The 17,603-nt window shown below is 52.3% G+C and carries 13 protein-coding genes; 2 read left to right on the plus strand and 11 right to left on the minus strand.

Features of this window, described 5'->3' with window-relative positions:
* Window positions 1-50 precede the first annotated feature (50 nt).
* Entirely contained in the window at window positions 51-950 is a 900-nt protein-coding gene (gene yegS, locus AACU19_RS11870) for a lipid kinase YegS (RefSeq protein ID WP_039021732.1), read from the minus strand.
* A 483-nt stretch (window positions 951-1,433) separates the two neighbouring features.
* Between yegS and AACU19_RS11875 the strand changes: the two genes are divergently transcribed.
* Window positions 1,434-1,751, plus strand: coding sequence for a hypothetical protein (locus tag AACU19_RS11875; RefSeq protein ID WP_105278907.1), 318 nt, complete (start codon window positions 1,434-1,436; stop codon window positions 1,749-1,751).
* Window positions 1,752-2,262: 511 nt separating this feature from the next.
* Here the strand turns inward: AACU19_RS11875 and trhP are convergent.
* A complete protein-coding gene (gene trhP, locus AACU19_RS11880) occupies window positions 2,263-3,624 on the minus strand; it encodes a prephenate-dependent tRNA uridine(34) hydroxylase TrhP (protein WP_000476037.1) in 1,362 nt (453 codons plus the stop codon).
* Window positions 3,625-3,825: 201 nt separating this feature from the next.
* Between trhP and AACU19_RS11885 the strand changes: the two genes are divergently transcribed.
* Window positions 3,826-4,431 carry a hypothetical protein gene (locus AACU19_RS11885; RefSeq protein WP_039021731.1) on the plus strand — a complete coding sequence of 202 codons (606 nt, stop codon included), beginning with the start codon at window positions 3,826-3,828 and terminating at the stop codon, window positions 4,429-4,431.
* 273 nt (window positions 4,432-4,704) lie between these two features.
* On the opposite strand, the gene AACU19_RS11890 is transcribed toward AACU19_RS11885, so the two are convergent.
* The 9 genes from AACU19_RS11890 to mdtA form a co-directional block, all read right to left on the minus strand.
* Window positions 4,705-5,118, minus strand: coding sequence for a hypothetical protein (locus AACU19_RS11890; RefSeq protein ID WP_241957775.1), 414 nt, complete (start codon window positions 5,116-5,118; stop codon window positions 4,705-4,707).
* Between the two features lie 121 nt (window positions 5,119-5,239).
* On the minus strand, window positions 5,240-5,959 hold the full coding sequence (locus AACU19_RS11895; protein ID WP_105278908.1) for a tetratricopeptide repeat protein: 720 nt from the start codon (window positions 5,957-5,959) through the stop codon (window positions 5,240-5,242).
* Between the two features lie 98 nt (window positions 5,960-6,057).
* A complete protein-coding gene (locus AACU19_RS11900; protein WP_001364219.1) occupies window positions 6,058-6,390 on the minus strand; it encodes a YegP family protein in 333 nt (110 codons plus the stop codon).
* Between the two features lie 179 nt (window positions 6,391-6,569).
* Window positions 6,570-7,292, minus strand: a complete 723-nt coding sequence (gene baeR / locus AACU19_RS11905; RefSeq protein ID WP_000137876.1) for a two-component system response regulator BaeR — start codon at window positions 7,290-7,292, stop codon at window positions 6,570-6,572.
* Complete coding sequence (gene baeS, locus AACU19_RS11910; protein WP_088541363.1) at window positions 7,289-8,692, minus strand: two-component system sensor histidine kinase BaeS; 1,404 nt, start codon at window positions 8,690-8,692, stop codon at window positions 7,289-7,291. Before baeS ends, baeR begins: the two co-directional genes overlap by 4 nt.
* The gene (locus AACU19_RS11915) at window positions 8,689-10,104 is read right to left on the minus strand and encodes an MFS transporter (protein WP_046083189.1); all 1,416 of its coding nucleotides are present in this window, start codon (window positions 10,102-10,104) and stop codon (window positions 8,689-8,691) included. Before AACU19_RS11915 ends, baeS begins: the two co-directional genes overlap by 4 nt.
* The gene (gene mdtC / locus AACU19_RS11920; RefSeq protein ID WP_105278909.1) at window positions 10,105-13,182 is read right to left on the minus strand and encodes a multidrug efflux RND transporter permease subunit MdtC; all 3,078 of its coding nucleotides are present in this window, start codon (window positions 13,180-13,182) and stop codon (window positions 10,105-10,107) included.
* Entirely contained in the window at window positions 13,183-16,305 is a 3,123-nt protein-coding gene (gene mdtB / locus AACU19_RS11925; RefSeq protein ID WP_105278910.1) for a multidrug efflux RND transporter permease subunit MdtB, read from the minus strand.
* A complete protein-coding gene (gene mdtA / locus AACU19_RS11930; protein WP_105278911.1) occupies window positions 16,305-17,552 on the minus strand; it encodes a multidrug efflux RND transporter subunit MdtA in 1,248 nt (415 codons plus the stop codon). The genes mdtB and mdtA overlap by 1 nt, the downstream gene beginning before the upstream one ends.
* Window positions 17,553-17,603: the final 51 nt, after the last annotated feature.

Genomic DNA, 17,603 nt, shown 5'->3' on the forward strand with positions numbered 1-17,603 from the left:
ACCGAATCCGGCATCACTGATACTCCCTGAATTAAGAAAGGGAAATTTGATTAACGCAATAATGGACAATCCGGTGGTAATCGACAGCGCAATGCTGCCGGAAGTATTTCAATATGGAAGTTTTGTCCACTCAACGGTTCGCCATCAAGATTAAAGGTAATTTCGTGTGGCGCTTGTATATCGAACCACGCCGAAGCACCTTCGATAATATTCGGGTTATCTTCGTCAGATTTTAAGGTTGATACGAGAGCCGGAAGAATTTCATCGCCGGTGAAAATGCGTAGTTGCAGCAAGCCGTCGTTAATTAATGCGTTCGGGCACAATTGCTGACCGCCACCTGCCTGACGGCCGTTACCAATACCAATGACTAGTGCGTCACCTTGCCAGTGAAAGTTGTCACCGCGGATTTCACAACGATCCGGTTGCAGTGTATCCATGCGCATTAAGCCGTGAATGATGTAAGAGACGCCACCCAGCGCGGCTTTTAATTTTTCCGGCGTTTCTGTGGTAATACGTGTCCCAAACCCACCCGTTGCCATATTAATAAAACAGGTTTTTTTGTTGACCTGCGCCATATCAATCGCAATAGCATCACCAGCAATTGCTAGTTTCAGCGCCTTATCCAGTGCCTCAGGTATACCCACGCTGGTCGCGAAATCGTTCGCTGTACCTAGTGGCAAAATCCCCAGCGCGGGTATGTCATCGCCCTCACACTGAATCAGCGCCGAGGAAACTTCATTAATAGTGCCATCGCCGCCACCGGCAATTACCGTTGCGACGCCCAGCTTCCGGGCCTCTTCTACAAATCGGGCGGCATCGCCTTTCTCCCAGGTGACCCGCACATGGATCGTCATTCCTTCCTCGCGCAACAGCATAATTGCTTCGCGCAAGGGTTGATTGTCAGTACTTTTGCCGTTAAGAATCAGTAAGCTGGCGGGAAATTCTGCCATAATCGTATGCCTTTATGATTGGTCTGTAGATAGTGTAGAGCAGAAAAGAAAAGGCGGAGTCAGAACAGGATGAAAATCGGAGGATAAAAAATCAGTTCAAGGATGGGGAATTCAGTGGTTACCAGTAAGGGGGGGCAACGGTACACTCGGTTTTTATCGGCATAAATGATCACTCAAAGCACTTAAGCATTATTTTACTGTGGATTCAGCGTGGTAGCGAACATTAACGGTAGTCAGGGACAAACTTCAAAAGAGCATATGCATCATATTCAACAAAGCAATGGCATCCTCAATGTACGATTCCAATTATATTAAATAATTCCTATGAGGTTATCTGTGATAGGCCCCCATGTCTGTATTTCCTACTTATGTAGGAAATTCTGCACAAAACATTTATTATAATCCTATTCAATAATGACAATGATGTCATTATTATATTTCAACACTAGAGAGTGTCGTTGGTGTTTAATGGGGGAAGGTGAGATGAAAAAGACAGCTGCTATATCATTAATTAGTATTTTTCTTATGTCTGGTTGTGCTGTGCATAATGATGAGACAAGTATCGGTAAATTCGGTCTTGCCTATAAAAGTAATATCCAGCGTAAACTCGATAACCAATACTACACTGAAGCCGAAGCATCTTTAGCCAGGGGAAGAATATCTGGTGCGGAAAATATAGTGAAAAATGATGCAGCTAATTTCTGTGTTACTCAGGGCAAAAAAATGCAGATAGTTAACCTGAAGACTGAAGGGGCAGGATTACATGGCGTCGCGCGTCTGACATTCAAATGTGGAGAGTGAGAATAGATTCAAGACTACCATGGACACATCCATTTTTATCTCTGATAAGGTATTCTTCAACACCATTATTGAATGTGAGTAATAATGACAAGCAGATAGATGAAACTACAGCAGAATTTTTATTTTATGCGGCTATCAGAAAATGATGGCATAAATATTCCAATGCTTTAGCTTCATTTTTTGTAAGCGTCAAACATGCGCGTTCTGGCTGTGCGTATCCGGACCCTGTGCGAGCACGATGCCGTTAAGTGAAAGGCATCGTGCTATGAAGGGGAATTCTATCGATGTGGTCAATGGAAGACGGTCACCTGGGATCAATCCGTCTCTATGGTTTATGCATAAAAAATAAGCCCGTGTAAGGGAGATTACACAGGCTAAGGAGGTGGTTCCTGGTACAGCTAGCATTTTATGGGTTATGTTTTTCAGCGAAACGGATGATAACCTTAATAAATGCAGCTGTATGTGATCGGTTTCTAAGAATTTTCCATCCGGGAAAAATAATCGAAATTAATCACTTACCGTGGGGGTTACGCGTGGTTTCCCCGGAGAAATTACGCATCAGCAGCGCGTAATTTAGCTCAAGATCCTGCGGGACCGGGATCCACACAGTATAACCATCGCCCGGTGCGACCGGCATTGCTTCGCCTTTGGCGTTTTCCATATGCTCAAGGGTAAAGTTAATGTTCCCTTGCGGCGTCATCAGCTCAAGGCTGTCGCCAACGGAGAATTTATTTTTCACCGCTACCGCCGCGAGGTCGCCCTTGCGCTCACCGGTAAACTCACCAACAAACTGCTGGCGGTCAGAAACTGAATAACCGTATTCGTAGTTCTGATAATCGTCGTGAGTATGACGACGCAGGAAACCTTCGGTATAGCCACGATGCGCCAGACCTTCCAGAGTTTCCAGCAGGCTGGTATCGAATGGTTTTCCCGCAGCTGCGTCATCGATAGCTTTACGGTAAACCTGCGCGGTGCGTGCGCAATAGTAGAAAGATTTTGTACGACCTTCGATTTTCAGCGAATGCACGCCCATTTTGGTCAGGCGTTCAACGTGGGCGATAGCGCGCAGATCTTTCGAGTTCATGATGTAAGTGCCGTGCTCATCTTCAAACGCGGTCATATACTCGCCCGGACGCTGAGCTTCTTCGATCATAAACACTTTGTCGGTTGGCGCGCCGATACCCAGCGTCGGCTCAACATTTTGCACCGGAATCGGCTCGTACTTGTGCACGATGTTGCCAACGTCATCTTCTTTCCCTTCCTGGACGTTGTACTCCCAGCGGCAGGCGTTGGTGCAGGTGCCCTGGTTCGGGTCGCGCTTGTTGATATAGCCAGAGAGCAGGCAGCGACCGGAGTAGGCCATGCACAGCGCGCCGTGAACGAAGATCTCTACCTCCATATCCGGCACCTGATTGCGGATCTCTTCAATCTCTTCCAGCGACAGCTCGCGAGAGAGGATCACGCGGGTCAGGCCCATTTGCTGCCAGAATTTTACTGTCGCCCAGTTCACGGCGTTAGCCTGTACCGAGAGATGGATCGGCATTTCAGGGAAGTGCTCACGCACCAGCATAATCAGCCCTGGATCGGACATAATCAGCGCATCCGGCCCCATTTCCACCACCGGTTTCAGGTCACGGATAAAGGTTTTCAACTTAGCGTTGTGCGGTGCAATGTTGACCACGACATAAAACTTTTTCCCCAGCGCGTGGGCTTCATTAATGCCGAGCTGAAGATTTTCGTGGTTGAATTCGTTGTTGCGCACACGCAGGGAGTAACGCGGCTGGCCCGCATAAACAGCATCTGCGCCATAAGCGAAAGCGTAACGCATATTTTTCAGCGTTCCCGCCGGGGAAAGGAGTTCCGGTTTAAACATAATTCTCTCGTTCTGATGACAGGTCAGATCCGCTTCACCTGATGAAGCGGTTAGGGGAGTGCCCCCACTTTAAGGGCGGGCATTGTAGCGCAATCGGCGGGGTTGGCTCCAGTGTAATTGTGATGAGCTTTTCGATGCCTGGCGTACAATTGACATCAGAATTGAGTATATTTACGACTGTGAATGCTGAGGAGTTAAAACATGTGGATGTTAAAGAAGGGAATCACGCTGGCTCTGTTGGTTCTGTTTTCTCTGCCCGCTACTGCCGGTCTTTCGCTGGAGGAGACTGCTCGCAAGGTGATTATCGGCTTTCAGCAAGAAGATGCTCAATTAATCAACTCGTTAATTGATAAAAAAACGGGGTTGTATGTTCTCTTCCAGCGTGGCGCTTCGATGGATGTCGAAAATTTTAAGTCAATTGATTTTAAAACGCCTGTTCCCGAGTATTTACTGTGGCCTTCGGCATGGGAACATATTCCGCGAGATGAAGAGTTTGATAAGAAAACTATCCCGGAATTTGACTGTGAACGTGGCTGGAATAAGCACGGATATTTTATTAGCAGCAGCGATACACACCATAAAGTCAGCCGTAATTTGGTCTTCACGCAGATGTTTGGTTCACCGCGAAACACTATTTCTGATGCGCAGATTGCCGCAGCGCGTCGAATGGAGTACGGGGCCGTGCGTGTGGTCGCTGCGCCAGAAGGGGGGAGCGATGGACTGGTATTTTATTTAAGTCAACTTTACGGTTATGACCGTGACTGGTATCTGACGGTGGTGGATCAGATTGGTGATTGTGGGGCGTGATAAAGATTTATCCGCCCGCAAGCAGTGATGTTATTTGAAGGGAATGTAACCCCATAATCTGTTGTGAAGTTCCGGATTGCAGGTAAAAAGCGCCTGAAGTTGCTGACGCTGAGGAGCATTTGGTTGAATGTCCGAAAGATTGAATTTGCGTTGCCATATTGCGAGCTGTTTACCTGCAAATTCTTCAGTTAGCTTGTGTTGCGATTGCAGCAGAAGAATTAAACCGTCCCATTTGTTCAAACTATGATAAAGCCGACAATATGCGCAAGCATGTTAAACTGACGGTGCGTTTTCCTGCAACTGCCGTATTTCCTCGAACGTGAGCGGAACGCGACACCATACACAGATGTTAACCATTAATCGCAGCCCGGTAGCGTCCGGGTTTGCCAGTGTGCTGAGAATAGTCTTTTTGACATCGCCATCAGGATTATCTTTTGCAAGAATGTGCATTGCGGCTAAACGCAGTGGGAATACATTCTGAGATAATCCCCATTCTGCCAGTTTTAAAATATTGGCATCATGAATGGAGTCCAGACCATATAAAGCAGCCCGGCGCTGTGAGGGAGTATATTCAGTTGAGGTGACAACATGACGCCAGAATTGCGCAACATCCATGACGTCATTAAGCATGTTTTTAGCGCGTAGACGGAACAACGTATTGTTATCCAGCAGTAATGCGCTGTTCAACGCCGGAGGAATTTCTATAGCTCGATCAGTAAGACTAAACAACGTTGCTTGTCGAATTTGCGGGCGGTTATTTTCTGTCAATAAGAATCTAAGTATCTTTAATCATTTCATCCCGGTCTGCTCAATCGACACGAAGGTAAGGGCCGTCTGCACTAACGTTGGCCCCAAAGCCGCAGTCGTTCGGCGTATTGGTGCTTACTTCAAGCGTTTCGGTAGTAAGTTTGAGAGCAATATTGCAGTGAATCATATTGTCTGCATCATCACGCAATGCAATTACGCCTGTGCCATTGTTCAGCGTTACAGATTCAGAAAACTCACCGATATTTGGCCCACTGTAAATGCCCATCATACCAAAGTAATAACCCTGAAAATCTACCTGCATCTTGCCTGTTAACCGCGCGGGTTTAAAGATGAACGTATTCCATGTCGCTTTGCCCGCGTAGCTCCAGTATTCATTGGTTGTTGAAAAATCAGAGGGCAAATCTGCGAGATTATCTTTGATAAGTTGCAAATTGTAGATGGATTTGGAATCTTGCGGTAGAAGCATGAGCCAGGCACGGGCTTTGCGCCATTGATTCTCACGCATCCAGGTCAGTGCGACATTGTTATAAGCCGTGGCGATCGCTTTCTCATCATTAGCTTTACAGTCTTCACTCCATGCGGCTTGCTGTTCGAAGTATTTGCGTGCCGCAGGGTAGTTTTTCGCTTTATACAATGCCTGCCCCTGGCTTGCATACATGGTGATTTTCGCGCAATCAGTGTTAATTTGCTCGTCAGTTATCTCAGCATGTGCATTAGCCGACAATAGCAAAACTAAAGATATGACAAAGGGTAATTGCATGTTAAATCCATTTAAAGTGAATAATTCCAATCGTGATAGTATCGCCGTAAGAGGCGGAAATAAAGCCGGACGCCAACAACCCACGCCCGGCATCGTCATTACGTATTGTCTTTCACCGTCTGGCTTGTGCCATTGGCTTTAACGGAGGCAATTCCGGTTTCACGAGATTGCGCGGTGGCGTACATCTGGCTGGAGCCGATAATTTGATGATTGGCGGCTTTCAGATTGAAATAGAATTTGCCGTTGCTTGCTGTTTTTTTCTCATAGCGTTCTTCTTGTGGGCTGTTGCTACGCACTGACGCGATGCCCTTTTCCGCAGAGGCTTTTGAGGTATACAGCTCGCTGGTGAGGATAGTCTCACCATTGCCCGCTTTTAGCACAAACCGGAATTGATTATCACTGCTCCTACTGAGTTCAAACCAACCAGCCATAATGACTCCTTGATTGAAATTGCGTATCGAAAACAGCATCTAAAAGGACTGTTTGCCGATTAAAGTATGAGCGATTTTCAGGTGCTTGCCAGGGCGGAGAGATAATGTCAGATAGCCGACAATGCGCGGGATAATGCTGCCGGATGTGGCGTGAATGCCTTCTCCGGCAGGTAAAAATGTTAAACGATGCGGCAGGCGTCGGCTTCCCAGCGATAACCGACACCGTAGACGGCGCGGATAAAAGACTGCTCTTCGTCCAGAGCTTCCAGCTTGCGACGCAGGTTTTTAATGTGGCTGTCGATGGTGCGGTCAGTTACTACGCGGTAGTCGTCATAAAGGTGGTTCAACAACTGCTCACGGGAGAATACTTTTCCCGGTTCATGAGAGAGCGTTTTCAGCAGACGAAATTCCGCAGGCGTCAGGTCAAGCATTTTACCGCGCCATGAAGCCTGAAAACGACCTTCGTCGATAATCAACGGGCTTTCGGCATCCTGTTGCTGCAACTCGCGCTGCGGTTTGCAACGGCGCAAAATGGTTTTGACGCGCGCTACCACTTCCCGTGGACTGTACGGCTTACAGATATAATCATCTGCGCCAATCTCCAGCCCGAGCAGGCGGTCGATCTCTTCGATTTTTGCTGTCACCATTACGATCGGAATGTCAGAAAAACGACGAATTTCCCGACACAACGTCAGGCCATCGGTGCCAGGGAGCATCAGATCCAACAGGATCAGATCCGGTGGTGTCTGGCGCACATATGGCAGTACCTGATCGCCGTGGCTGATAAGCGTCGGCGCATAGCTCGCAGCACGCAGATAATCAATAAGCAACTGCCCCAGCTTCGGTTCATCTTCCACGATCAAAATACGTGGCGTGTTTTCGTCGATTGGTAACTCGGTCATACTTCTCTCTGTAAATCCCGTTCCAGCGGTAACTCTACTGTAATGCTTACCCCGCCAAAAGGCGAATGAGCGGCAACAATGCGACCATTATGTGCTTCAACAATGTTAAGACAAATAGCCAGCCCCAGGCCGGAACCGCCGCTGGCGCGGTTCCGGGAACCTTCGGTGCGATAAAAACGTTCAAACAATTTTTGTAGCTGATCGTCACTGACGCCCGGCGCGCTGTCGGCAAAGGTCAGTCGCACCGTTTTGTCGTGCTGCTCGGCAGAGATTTTCAGGCTGCCGCCGCTGTCAGTGTAGCGCAGGCTGTTTTCAAGTAAGTTATTGAACAATTGCATTAAACGATCGCGATCGCCAAATACAGTAATGCTGTCTGGCAGGGAAAATTGCAGTTTCAGCCCGCGGCTGGCGAAACGCTCACGAAATGCGCCACCCGCGACTTCCAGTAGCGGGATCAGATCCACCGACGATTTCTGGTAGGCGAGAGCGCCTTCATCAGACATCGACAATTGATGAAGATCGTCCACCAGTTTGGTCAGTGTACCGACCTCTGCCTGTAAAGAAGCCACCGTCTCTGGCGTGAATTTACGCACGCCATCCTGAATAGCTTCCAGTTCGCCGCGCAGTACCGCTAAAGGTGTGCGCAGCTCGTGGGAGATATCGGCCATAAAATCGCGGCGCATCTGTTGGTTTTTCTCCAGCGTGCTGGCGAGCTGGTTGAAGTCTTGCGCCAGTTTGCCCAATTCATCTTCACTGGTGGGCGTCACGCGAGTAGTGAAATCGCCCGCTGCCAGTTTGTGTGTACCGTCCACCAGTCGTTTGACCGGAGCCAGCAAACCGCGCGCCAGTGGGAATGTCGCCAGCGCCGCTAACAAGGTAGATAAAGCGACAATCAGCCAACTGGTTTGCCTCTGTTGTCTGTCAAAATTGATGTCGGTATTGCGGGTCAGTCGTTCAACAGGGGAGGCAATCACCGCGCCCACTTCCGCCCCATTGACCATAATGGGCCGCCGTGTGCCGTCTGGTGGAATCGGTGCTCGCGGGCCAACCAGCACTTTGTTGTTTTGATCAACCACCCAGAATTGCGTGCGCCAACCGTGTGGCGGCATACCGGGGCCGGGCTTATCTTCGTTGTTATCATGCTCCAGCGAACGTAGGATCTGAAATACAAAGCGATCGTTATTACGCAGGAAGCGCCAGTTCCCGTGCTGGGCGTACTGCTCACCAAGCGCATCGCCGAGCATTTGCAGCCGTTGTTCATTTCCATGCTTGATGTAATCGATAAAGCCGCGCTCAAAACTGATACGTACCGCCCAGTGCATCGTGATCAATAAGACAATGCAGGTGGCGAAAATCGCCAGAAACAGTTTGCCGGTAATACCGGGTCGCCAGAACTTCATTGCGCGCTCCTTTTTCGCCGCGAAATAGCGACATTTTGATGCGTATCGTTCGGCACTCTGGCAAAGATAAACGCCGGAAGGGCGATGATAAACGCCATGCTAAGCCAGGTGTACATAAAGACGGTTTGTGTGGTGCTGCTGTCTACGCTGACATGCTGTGAACCAAAAAGCCCCAGCAACAGCCCGGCGATGGTGACGCCGATACTCATCGATAATTGCATAATCATCGACAGCAGGCTGTTGCCGCTGCTCGCCAGATTGTCTGGTAGATCTTTCAGCGTCAGGGTGTTCATGGAGGAGAAACGTGTCGAGTTGACCATTCCTTGTAAAAACAGGACGAACGGCAAAACGTAGTACCAGCCCAGCAGCGCGGTAGTCATAAACAGCAGGGTGACCAGCGACAGGCCCAGCGTGGTCGCCACCAGTACCCGACGATAACCAAAGCGATTCACCACCTGCACTACAATTCGCTTCATTCCCATGCTGCCGAGCACCATCGGGATCATCATCAATCCGGCATGAAACGGCGAGAAACCGAGGCCAATCTGTAAGAAAACCGGTGTCATAAAGGGCAACATGCCACTGCCGATACGTCCGGCAAAGCTCCCCGCCAGGCCCAGCGAAAAGGTACGAGTGCGGAACAGTTTCAGACTGAACAGGGCGCGGTTGTTGTTTCTGGCGTGCAGCAGATAAAGCACCAGTGCCACCACGCCAATCGCTGCCAGTCCGGCAATCGCCAGCGGTGAAAGTCCCGTGCCTTTACTGCCATCCAGCGCCAGCGTTAATACCGCCATGCCGACCGCCAGCAATAAAAAACCGGAGAGATCGAAACGCCGCGTCTGCATGGTGTAGTTTGGCATTAACATCAGCGTGGCGATCGCACCGATAATCCCTACCGGAATGTTGATCAAAAAGATCCAGTGCCAGGACGCGTATTCCACCAGCAGGCCGCCGAGCGCCGGACCAAGCAGCGGACCGACTTGCCCGGGCAGCGTAACAAAGGTCATCGCCGCCATATATTGCTCGCGCGGTACAATTTTCATCACCGTCAACCTGCCGACCGGCACCATCATCGCGCCGCCAACGCCCTGTAACGCGCGAGCAAGCAACAGTTCGTTTAGCGTGGCAGAAAGCGCGCAAAACAGCGAACCGAGGGTAAACAGCACGATGGCGGTAAAGAAGATATTGCGTACGCCGACTTTGTCCGCCAGCCAGCCGCTGGCGGGCAGCATCACCGCCACGGTCAGCACATAAGATACGATGACCATGTGCATATGCAGCGGGCTTTCCCCGAGGCTTTGCGCCATTGAGGGAAGCGCGGTGTTAACGATGGTGGTGTCCAGCGACTGCATAAAGAAGCCGAAAGCCACAATCCACAATTGCCAGCGGGTGCTGTCGGGAAGATCTGTCATTTACTCGGTTACCGTTTGTTTAGGTTTACGCGAAAAACGCAGCCGCAGACGGTCAAAAAAGAGATACACCACTGGCGTGGTATACAGCGTCAGAAGCTGGCTCATTACCAGACCGCCGACAATGGTGATCCCCAGGGGTTGGCGCAGCTCTGAGCCGTCACCGCCCGACAATACCAACGGCAACGCACCAAACAGCGCCGCCAGGGTAGTCATCATAATCGGGCGAAAACGCAGCAGACAGGCCTGGAAAATAGCTTCCTGCGGCGTCAGGTTACCGTGCCGTTGGGCTTCGAGCGCAAAATCGACCATCATAATAGCGTTTTTCTTCACGATGCCGATTAATAGCATGATCCCTATCAGGGCGATTAGGCTGAACGGGGCATTGAATAGCTCCAGCGCCAGCAGCGCCCCAACGCCCGCCGAGGGCAGGGTAGAGAGAATCGTCAGTGGATGCACGTAACTCTCGTAAAGGATACCCAGCACGATATACACCGTGGCGATGGCTGCGATAATCAGGATCACCTGCGAGTTCATCGTCTCCTGGAATACCTGCGCTGTTCCGGCAAAACTGCCGCGCACCGTCGAAGGCACACCTAGCTGGGTCATTGCGCGGTCAATCGCCGCACTGGCGTCCGAGAGCGATTTTCCGGTCGGCAAGTTGAACGAGATGGTCGAGGCCGCCGATAATCCCTGATGATTCACCGACAGCGGGGCATTCGCCGGTTGCCATTTAGCGAAATATGACAGAGGGATCGCTTTTCCTTCGTTATTAATGACGAACATTTTTTCCAGTGCACTGATGTCCTGGGTATAGCGCGGATCCACTTCCATCACCACTTTATACTGGTTCATCGGCTGGTAAATGGTCGAGATTTGCCGCTGCCCGAAGGCGTTATTCAACAGGCTGTTGGCGGCCTGCACGTCGATTCCCAGTCGTGCCATAGTGTCGCGGTCGTAAACCAGATTCATCTCCGCGCCGTTATCCTGCTGGTCGGAATTCACGTCCGCCAGTTCCGGTAACGTTGCCAGTTTTTTGCGGATTTTCGGCTCCCATTCGCGCAGCGCCGCCAGGTCGTCGGATAACAACGTGTACTGATAGCTGGCGTTCGACTGACGTCCGCCAACGCGAATATCCTGTACCGCCATCAGGAACAGATTCGCCCCCGGTTCTTTCGCCAGCTTCACCCGCAGACGGTCGATAATTTGCTGCGCCGTTTCGCTGCGCTCGTCGCGTGGTTTGAGAGTGATAAACATCATCCCACTGTTCACCCGCGAGCCACCGGTAAAGCCGGTGACATTATCCACTGCCGGATCGTCACGGATAATTTTCATAAAATCCTGCAACTTACCGCGCATCGCCTGAAACGAAATACTCTGATCCGCCTGTATCCCGCCCATCAACACGCCGGTGTCCTGCTCCGGGAAGAAGGTTTTCGGGATCGAGATATACAGCCAGATATTCAAAGCAATGGTGCCAAGCAGCACCACGCCCACCAGACGGGTATGATTAAGCACCCATTTCAGTGACTTGCCGTAGCTTTGTTGCAGGGCTACCAACATGCGACCAAAACCACGCAGACGCTTTTGCTCGCGCGGCTTGCTGGCTTTTAGCATCCAGCCGCACATCATCGGCGTTAACGTCAGGGAAACCAGCAACGAAATACCAATGGCGACAGAAAGCGTCACGGAAAATTCGCGTAACAGTCGGCCCGGCAATCCGCCCATCAACAGCAGCGGCAGGAACACCGCCACCAGTGACAGACTCATCGACAGTACCGTAAAGCCGACTTCGCGAGTACCTTGCAGCGCGGCTTGCAACGGTTTCATTCCCGCTTCCAGATGACGGGCAATGTTTTCCAGCACCACGATGGCGTCATCCACCACGAAACCAGTAGCGATGGTGAGCGCCATTAACGAAAGATTATTGAGACTGAAACCACACAGATACATCGCGGCAAACGTACCAATCAGCGAAACCGGCACCGCAACGGCGGGAATAATAGTGGCGCGACCCGAGCGCAGGAATAAAAAGACCACCAGAATTACCAGCGCCACCGAGATAATCAGCGTTTGCTCGACTTCTTCCAGTGAGGCGCGAATGGTGGGAGAGCGATCCTGGGCAATTTGCAGATCAATCGCCGCCGGAATGGTCTCCTGCAACTCCGGTAATTTTGCCCGGATGCTGTCTACCGTCTGGATAATATTGGCTTCCGGCAGCTTGCGGATCATCAGCAAAATAGCCGGTTTGGCGTTGGTCATCCCGGCGTTGCGCACATCCTGCACTGAGTCGGTCACCGTCGCTACATCGCCCAGACGAACCGCGCCGCCGTTGTTGTAATGAATAATCAGCGGTTGGTATTCGGCAGCGGTTTTTAGCTCATCATTGGTCTGTATCTGCCAGCGGTGAGTGCCATCTTCCAGCGCCCCCTGCGGTTTACGCACGTTGGCATTGCTGATGGCAGTGCGTACGTCGTCCAGCGAGACGCCCTGATTAAACAGCGCCTGCGGATTCAGCCCGACGCGCACGGCGGGCAGTGAGCTGCCGCCAACATCGACATCACCGACACCGTCGATTTGCGAAATCGTCGGAGCCAACTGCGTCGAGGCGAAATCGTACAGTTCACCTTGCGAATAAGTATCGGATGTCAGCGTCAGGATCATAATTGGCGCATCCGAAGGATTCGCTTTGCGATAGGTCGGACGGCTGGGCATTCCGCTGGGCAGCAAACTTTGCGCGGCGTTGATCGCCGCCTGCACATCGCGCGCTGCGCCGTTGATATCCCGATCAAAATCAAACTGCAAAATAATGCGCGTGCTGCCGAGCGAACTACTGGAGGTCATTTCACTGACCCCGGCAATGCGCCCAAGTGAGCGCTCCAGCGGCGTGGCGACGGAAGACGCCATTGTCTCCGGCGACGCACCGGGCAGCGAGGCGCTGACCATAATCACCGGAAAATCGACCTGTGGCAGCGGGGCGACCGGCAGCATACGGAAGCCCAGTATGCCGCACAGGGTAATGGCGACCGACAGTAAAATCGTCGCCACCGGGCGGTAAATGAAGAGGGCAAAAAACTTCACTTACGCCTCCTCTTCATGGCGAGCAAAGCGGCTTTTGGTCCACAATGCCAGGCGGTCGAATAGCAGATAAATCACAGGCGTGGTAAACAGCGTCAGCACCTGGCTGACAATCAGACCGCCGACCATACCGATGCCTAACGGACGACGCAGTTCCGCACCAACTCCGGTGCTCAACATCAGCGGCAGCGCGCCAAGCAGTGCCGCCAGAGTGGTCATCAGGATCGGACGAAAACGCAGCAAACAGGCCTGGTAAATTGCATCGCGCGGCGACATGCCTTGTTCGCGCTCGGCTGCCAGCGCGAAGTCGATCATCATGATGGCGTTTTTCTTCACAATACCGATCAGCAAAATAATGCCGATGATGGCGATCACATCCAGCTCACTTCCGGCAATCATTAGCGCCAGCAGTGCGCCAACACCTGCCGTTGGCAACGTCGAGAGAATGGTGATCGGGTGAATAAAGCTCTCGTACAGAATGCCGAGCACGATGTACATCGCCACCACTGCCGCGACAATCAGCCAGACAGTGCTGCCCAATGCCGACTGGAAGGCGAGGGTGCTACCCTGGAACTGCGTGGTGATATCCACCGGCAGATTCAGCGTCTTTTCAGTGTCCATAATCGCCTGCACCGCATCACCGAGAGAATAGTTATCCGGCACGTTAAAGGAGATGGTCGTTACCGGGAACTGATCCAGATGGTTGATGGAGAGTGGCGCAAAACGCTGCTCAATTTTGGCAATTGAGCTTAGCGGTACCACGCCACCGTCGCTGCTGGTCAGGCGGATAGTATCCAGCGCCGCGAGGCCTGGGGTATTTTCGGTGTTGTGTTCCAGCACCACGCGATACTGGTTGGCCTGAGTATAAATAGTGGAAATCAGTCGCTGACCAAACGCGTTGTACAGGGCGTTATCGACGTCCGCCATGCTGATCCCCAGACGGCTGGCGCTGTCGCGATCAACGTTGACATACGCCACCAGCCCTTTGTCCTGCCAGTCGCTGGAGACATCTGAAAGCTGTGGTAGCTGCTGGAGTTTTTCCATCAACTGTGGCACCCAGGTACTGAGCGCATCCAGTGACGTGGCCTGTAAGGTAAACTGGTACTGGGTGCGGCTGACCTGAGTATCAATCGTCAGGTCCTGCGTAGGTTGCAGGAAGAGATCGACGCCCGGCACTTTATCTACTGCCGTTTGCAAACGGGCGATGACTTTTTGCACCCGATCATCACGTTCATCCAACGGTTTGAGGTTGATCTGTAAACGCGCACTGTTCAGCGACGGGTTAGTGCCATCAACGCCAACAAATGAGGTCAGGCTTTGCACCGCCGGATCCTGCAATATCACGTCCGCGACCTGGCGTTGCCGCTGGGCCATATTGGCAAAGGAGCTGGATTGCGGTGCCTGCAAGGTGCCCTGAATAATGCCGTTGTCCTGTACCGGGAAGAAACCTTTCGGAATGAACACCCACAATAGAACGCTCAGCAGCAGCGTGCTGAGCGCCACGCTTAAGGTCAGCCACGGATGATTCAGCACTTTCGCCAGTCCACGACCATAGGCGGCAATTATCCTGTCGAACATTTTTTCCGAGGCCCGGGAGAAGCGGTTCTGTTTACGCAGCGACTCCTGGCTGAGCATCCGCGCGCACATCATCGGTGTCAGGGTCAGAGACACCACGGCTGAGATCAAAATCGCGACGGCCAGAGTAATAGCAAATTCGCGGAACAGTCGCCCGACGATATCGCCCATAAACAGCAGTGGGATCAACACCGCAATCAGTGAGAAGGTCAGCGAGATAATGGTAAAGCCGATTTCACCCGCGCCCTTGAGCGCCGCCGCCAACGGTTTTTCGCCTTTTTCGATATAGCGGGAAATGTTTTCGATCACCACGATGGCGTCATCGACCACAAATCCGGTGGCGATGGTTAACGCCATCAGCGTCAGGTTATTGATCGAAAAATCGAGAAACACCATGACCGCGAAGGTGCCGATTAACGACAGCGGCACGGCGACGCCAGGAATGATGGTCGCCGGAATATTGCGCAGAAACAGGTAGATAATCATGACTACCAGCGCGATAGCCATCATCAGTTCAAACTGGGTATCGTCGACTGATGCGCGGATATTGGTAGTGCGATCGGAAAGTACCGTCACTTTTACCGATTTCGGCAGACTCTCGGTAAGCTGTGGCAGCATCTGTCGGATACTGTCGGCGGTGGAGATAATGTTGGCACCAGGCTGGCGCTGAACATTCATCACAATGGCCTGTTCTTTGTTCGCCCATGCGCCAAGCCAACTGTTTTCTGCGCCTTGTTCAACGGTTGCGACATCACCAAGACGAATCGGCGCGCCGTTCTGGTAGGCGATAATCAACTGGCGATATTCATCCGCAGATTGCATCTGGTCGTTCGCGGAAAGCGTGACCGCGCGGGAAGGGCCGTCGAGGCTACCTTTAGCCGAGTTAACGTTAGCGCCGGTAATGGCGGTGCGCACGGTTTCGCTGGTCAGGCCGAGGGCGGCAATCGCCTGGGCGTTAAGTTTGACGCGAACAGCCGGACGCTGACCGCCGGAAAGCGTCACCAGCCCGACGCCGGAAATCTGCGAGATCTTCTGCGCGACGCGGGTTTCCACCATATCTTCCACTTGGGTCATCGGCATGGCGGTTGAGGTGACGGCAAGCGTCATGATTGGCGGATCTGCCGGGTTCACTTTGCTGTAAACCGGCGGGTTAGGCAGATCGCTCGGCAACAAGTTGGTCGCAGCGTTAATCGCGGCCTGCACTTCCTGCTCGGCGACATCCAGCGGTAATGTTAGCTGGAACTGCAAAGTGATAACTGACGCGCCGCCGGAACTTTGCGACGACATCTGTTTCAGGCCGGACATCTGCCCGAACTGGCGTTCGAGCGGTGCGGTAACGGCAGAAGTCATGACATCCGGGCTGGCACCTGGGTAGAGGGTGACCACCTGAATGGTTGGATAGTCCACTTCCGGCAGCGCCGAAACGGGCAGGGCACGATAACCGATAATCCCGGCGAGTAAGATCGCCACCATCAGCAGCGTGGTGGCGACAGGACGCATAATAAACAGGCGCGACGGGCCGCCTGTGCTGCTCGGGGGTAACACCTGCATCAGGAGCGTGCTCCTTTTTTCGCGTATTCGCGGCTGGTGGCTTTCTCTTCCGGTGCAGTGGCGCTCTGAGCTTCCACCACTTCCACTTTCGCTCCTTCAGTCAGGCGATCAATGCCGTCTGTCACTACGCGATCGCCCGCGGAAATCCCCGCGCGGATCACCACTTTCTGACTGTCCTGAATGCCCGGCGTCACCAGATGTTTGCTGACTTTGTTTTCGCTATTCAGCACCCAGACAAAATGGCCTTCGTTGCCCATTTGCAGGGCGGCGGTGGGGATCACCACGGCGTTTTGTTCGGTGTCGACTAACATGCGCGCGTTAACAAACTGATTGGGAAACAGTGCATCGTCCTGATTATTAAAGCGCGCTTTCACTTTAATCGTACCGGTAGTGGCATCGATTTGGTTATCGAGACTTAACAGCGTGCCTTCACTTAACTTCTTCGAGTTGGTGCGATCCCAGACTTCAACAACCAGCGGTTTTCCGGCTTTTTGCGCCTGTACTACGGTAGCGATATCGCTTTCCGGCAGGGTAAAGAGCAAATCGATAGGATGCGTCTGGGTGATCACCACAATTCCGGTGGTATCGCCACTGGATATTTGGTTGCCAACATCAACCTGCTTCAGGCCAACACGACCATCGACTGGCGCAGTAATCCGGCTCCAGTCGAGTTGCAGCTGTGCGCTGGCGACGCTTGCTTCATCAGCCTTAATGGTGCCTTCGGTTTCACTGACCAGCGCCTGTTGGGCATCCAGCTCCTGGCGGGAGACGAGATTGGTTTTTGCCAGTTGTTGATAACGCGCCAGATCACGGCGGGCGTTGGCAAGCGTGGCTTTATCTTTTGCCAGTTGGCCCTGGGCTTGTGCTAATGCAACTTTGAACTGGCTGGGGTCAATTTCTGCCAGTAAATCGCCTGCTTTGACCTGCTGGCCTTCCTGGAAATGTAATGCCATCAGTTGACCATCTACGCGACTGCGCACCGTAACGGTGTTAGCAGCGGTAATCGTACCAAGCCCGGTGAGGTAACGCGGAACCGCCTGTTCCACGGCAGTTGCTGCCTGAACCGGGGCCAATGGGCCGGAACGCATACCACGGCGGCCACCGGCTGGCGACTGCTGTGCTTGCTTCGTCGCACCTGGCGCTGCGCTCTGGGATTCATTGCGGCCTTGCCAGAACCAGAAAGCGGCGATGGCGGCGATAACCACCACGATTACGATTACCCAACGGGATTTATAACTGCCTTTCATCGTTAAGAGTTTCTCTTCCTGAAACGTTTCGCGGAATGATACTAGTGTAGC

It is taken from the genome of Escherichia sp. MOD1-EC4550, from assembly GCF_963876935.1.
Taxonomy (GTDB): domain Bacteria; phylum Pseudomonadota; class Gammaproteobacteria; order Enterobacterales; family Enterobacteriaceae; genus Escherichia; species Escherichia coli_F.

Bases quoted from the DNA above. Each gene is read 5' to 3' on its own strand.
- yegS (WP_039021732.1), bottom strand. From the start codon at position 950: ATGGCAGAATTTCCCGCCAGCTTACTGATTCTTAACGGCAAAAGTACT.
- AACU19_RS11875 (WP_105278907.1), top strand. From the start codon at position 1,434: ATGAAAAAGACAGCTGCTATATCATTAATTAGTATTTTTCTTATGTCT.
- trhP (WP_000476037.1), bottom strand. From the start codon at position 3,624: ATGTTTAAACCGGAACTCCTTTCCCCGGCGGGAACGCTGAAAAATATG.
- AACU19_RS11885 (WP_039021731.1), top strand. From the start codon at position 3,826: ATGTGGATGTTAAAGAAGGGAATCACGCTGGCTCTGTTGGTTCTGTTT.
- AACU19_RS11895 (WP_105278908.1), bottom strand. From the start codon at position 5,959: ATGCAATTACCCTTTGTCATATCTTTAGTTTTGCTATTGTCGGCTAAT.
- AACU19_RS11900 (WP_001364219.1), bottom strand. From the start codon at position 6,390: ATGGCTGGTTGGTTTGAACTCAGTAGGAGCAGTGATAATCAATTCCGG.
- baeR (WP_000137876.1), bottom strand. From the start codon at position 7,292: ATGACCGAGTTACCAATCGACGAAAACACGCCACGTATTTTGATCGTG.
- baeS (WP_088541363.1), bottom strand. From the start codon at position 8,692: ATGAAGTTCTGGCGACCCGGTATTACCGGCAAACTGTTTCTGGCGATT.
- AACU19_RS11915 (WP_046083189.1), bottom strand. From the start codon at position 10,104: ATGACAGATCTTCCCGACAGCACCCGCTGGCAATTGTGGATTGTGGCT.
- mdtB (WP_105278910.1), bottom strand. From the start codon at position 16,305: ATGCAGGTGTTACCCCCGAGCAGCACAGGCGGCCCGTCGCGCCTGTTT.
- mdtA (WP_105278911.1), bottom strand. From the start codon at position 17,552: ATGAAAGGCAGTTATAAATCCCGTTGGGTAATCGTAATCGTGGTGGTT.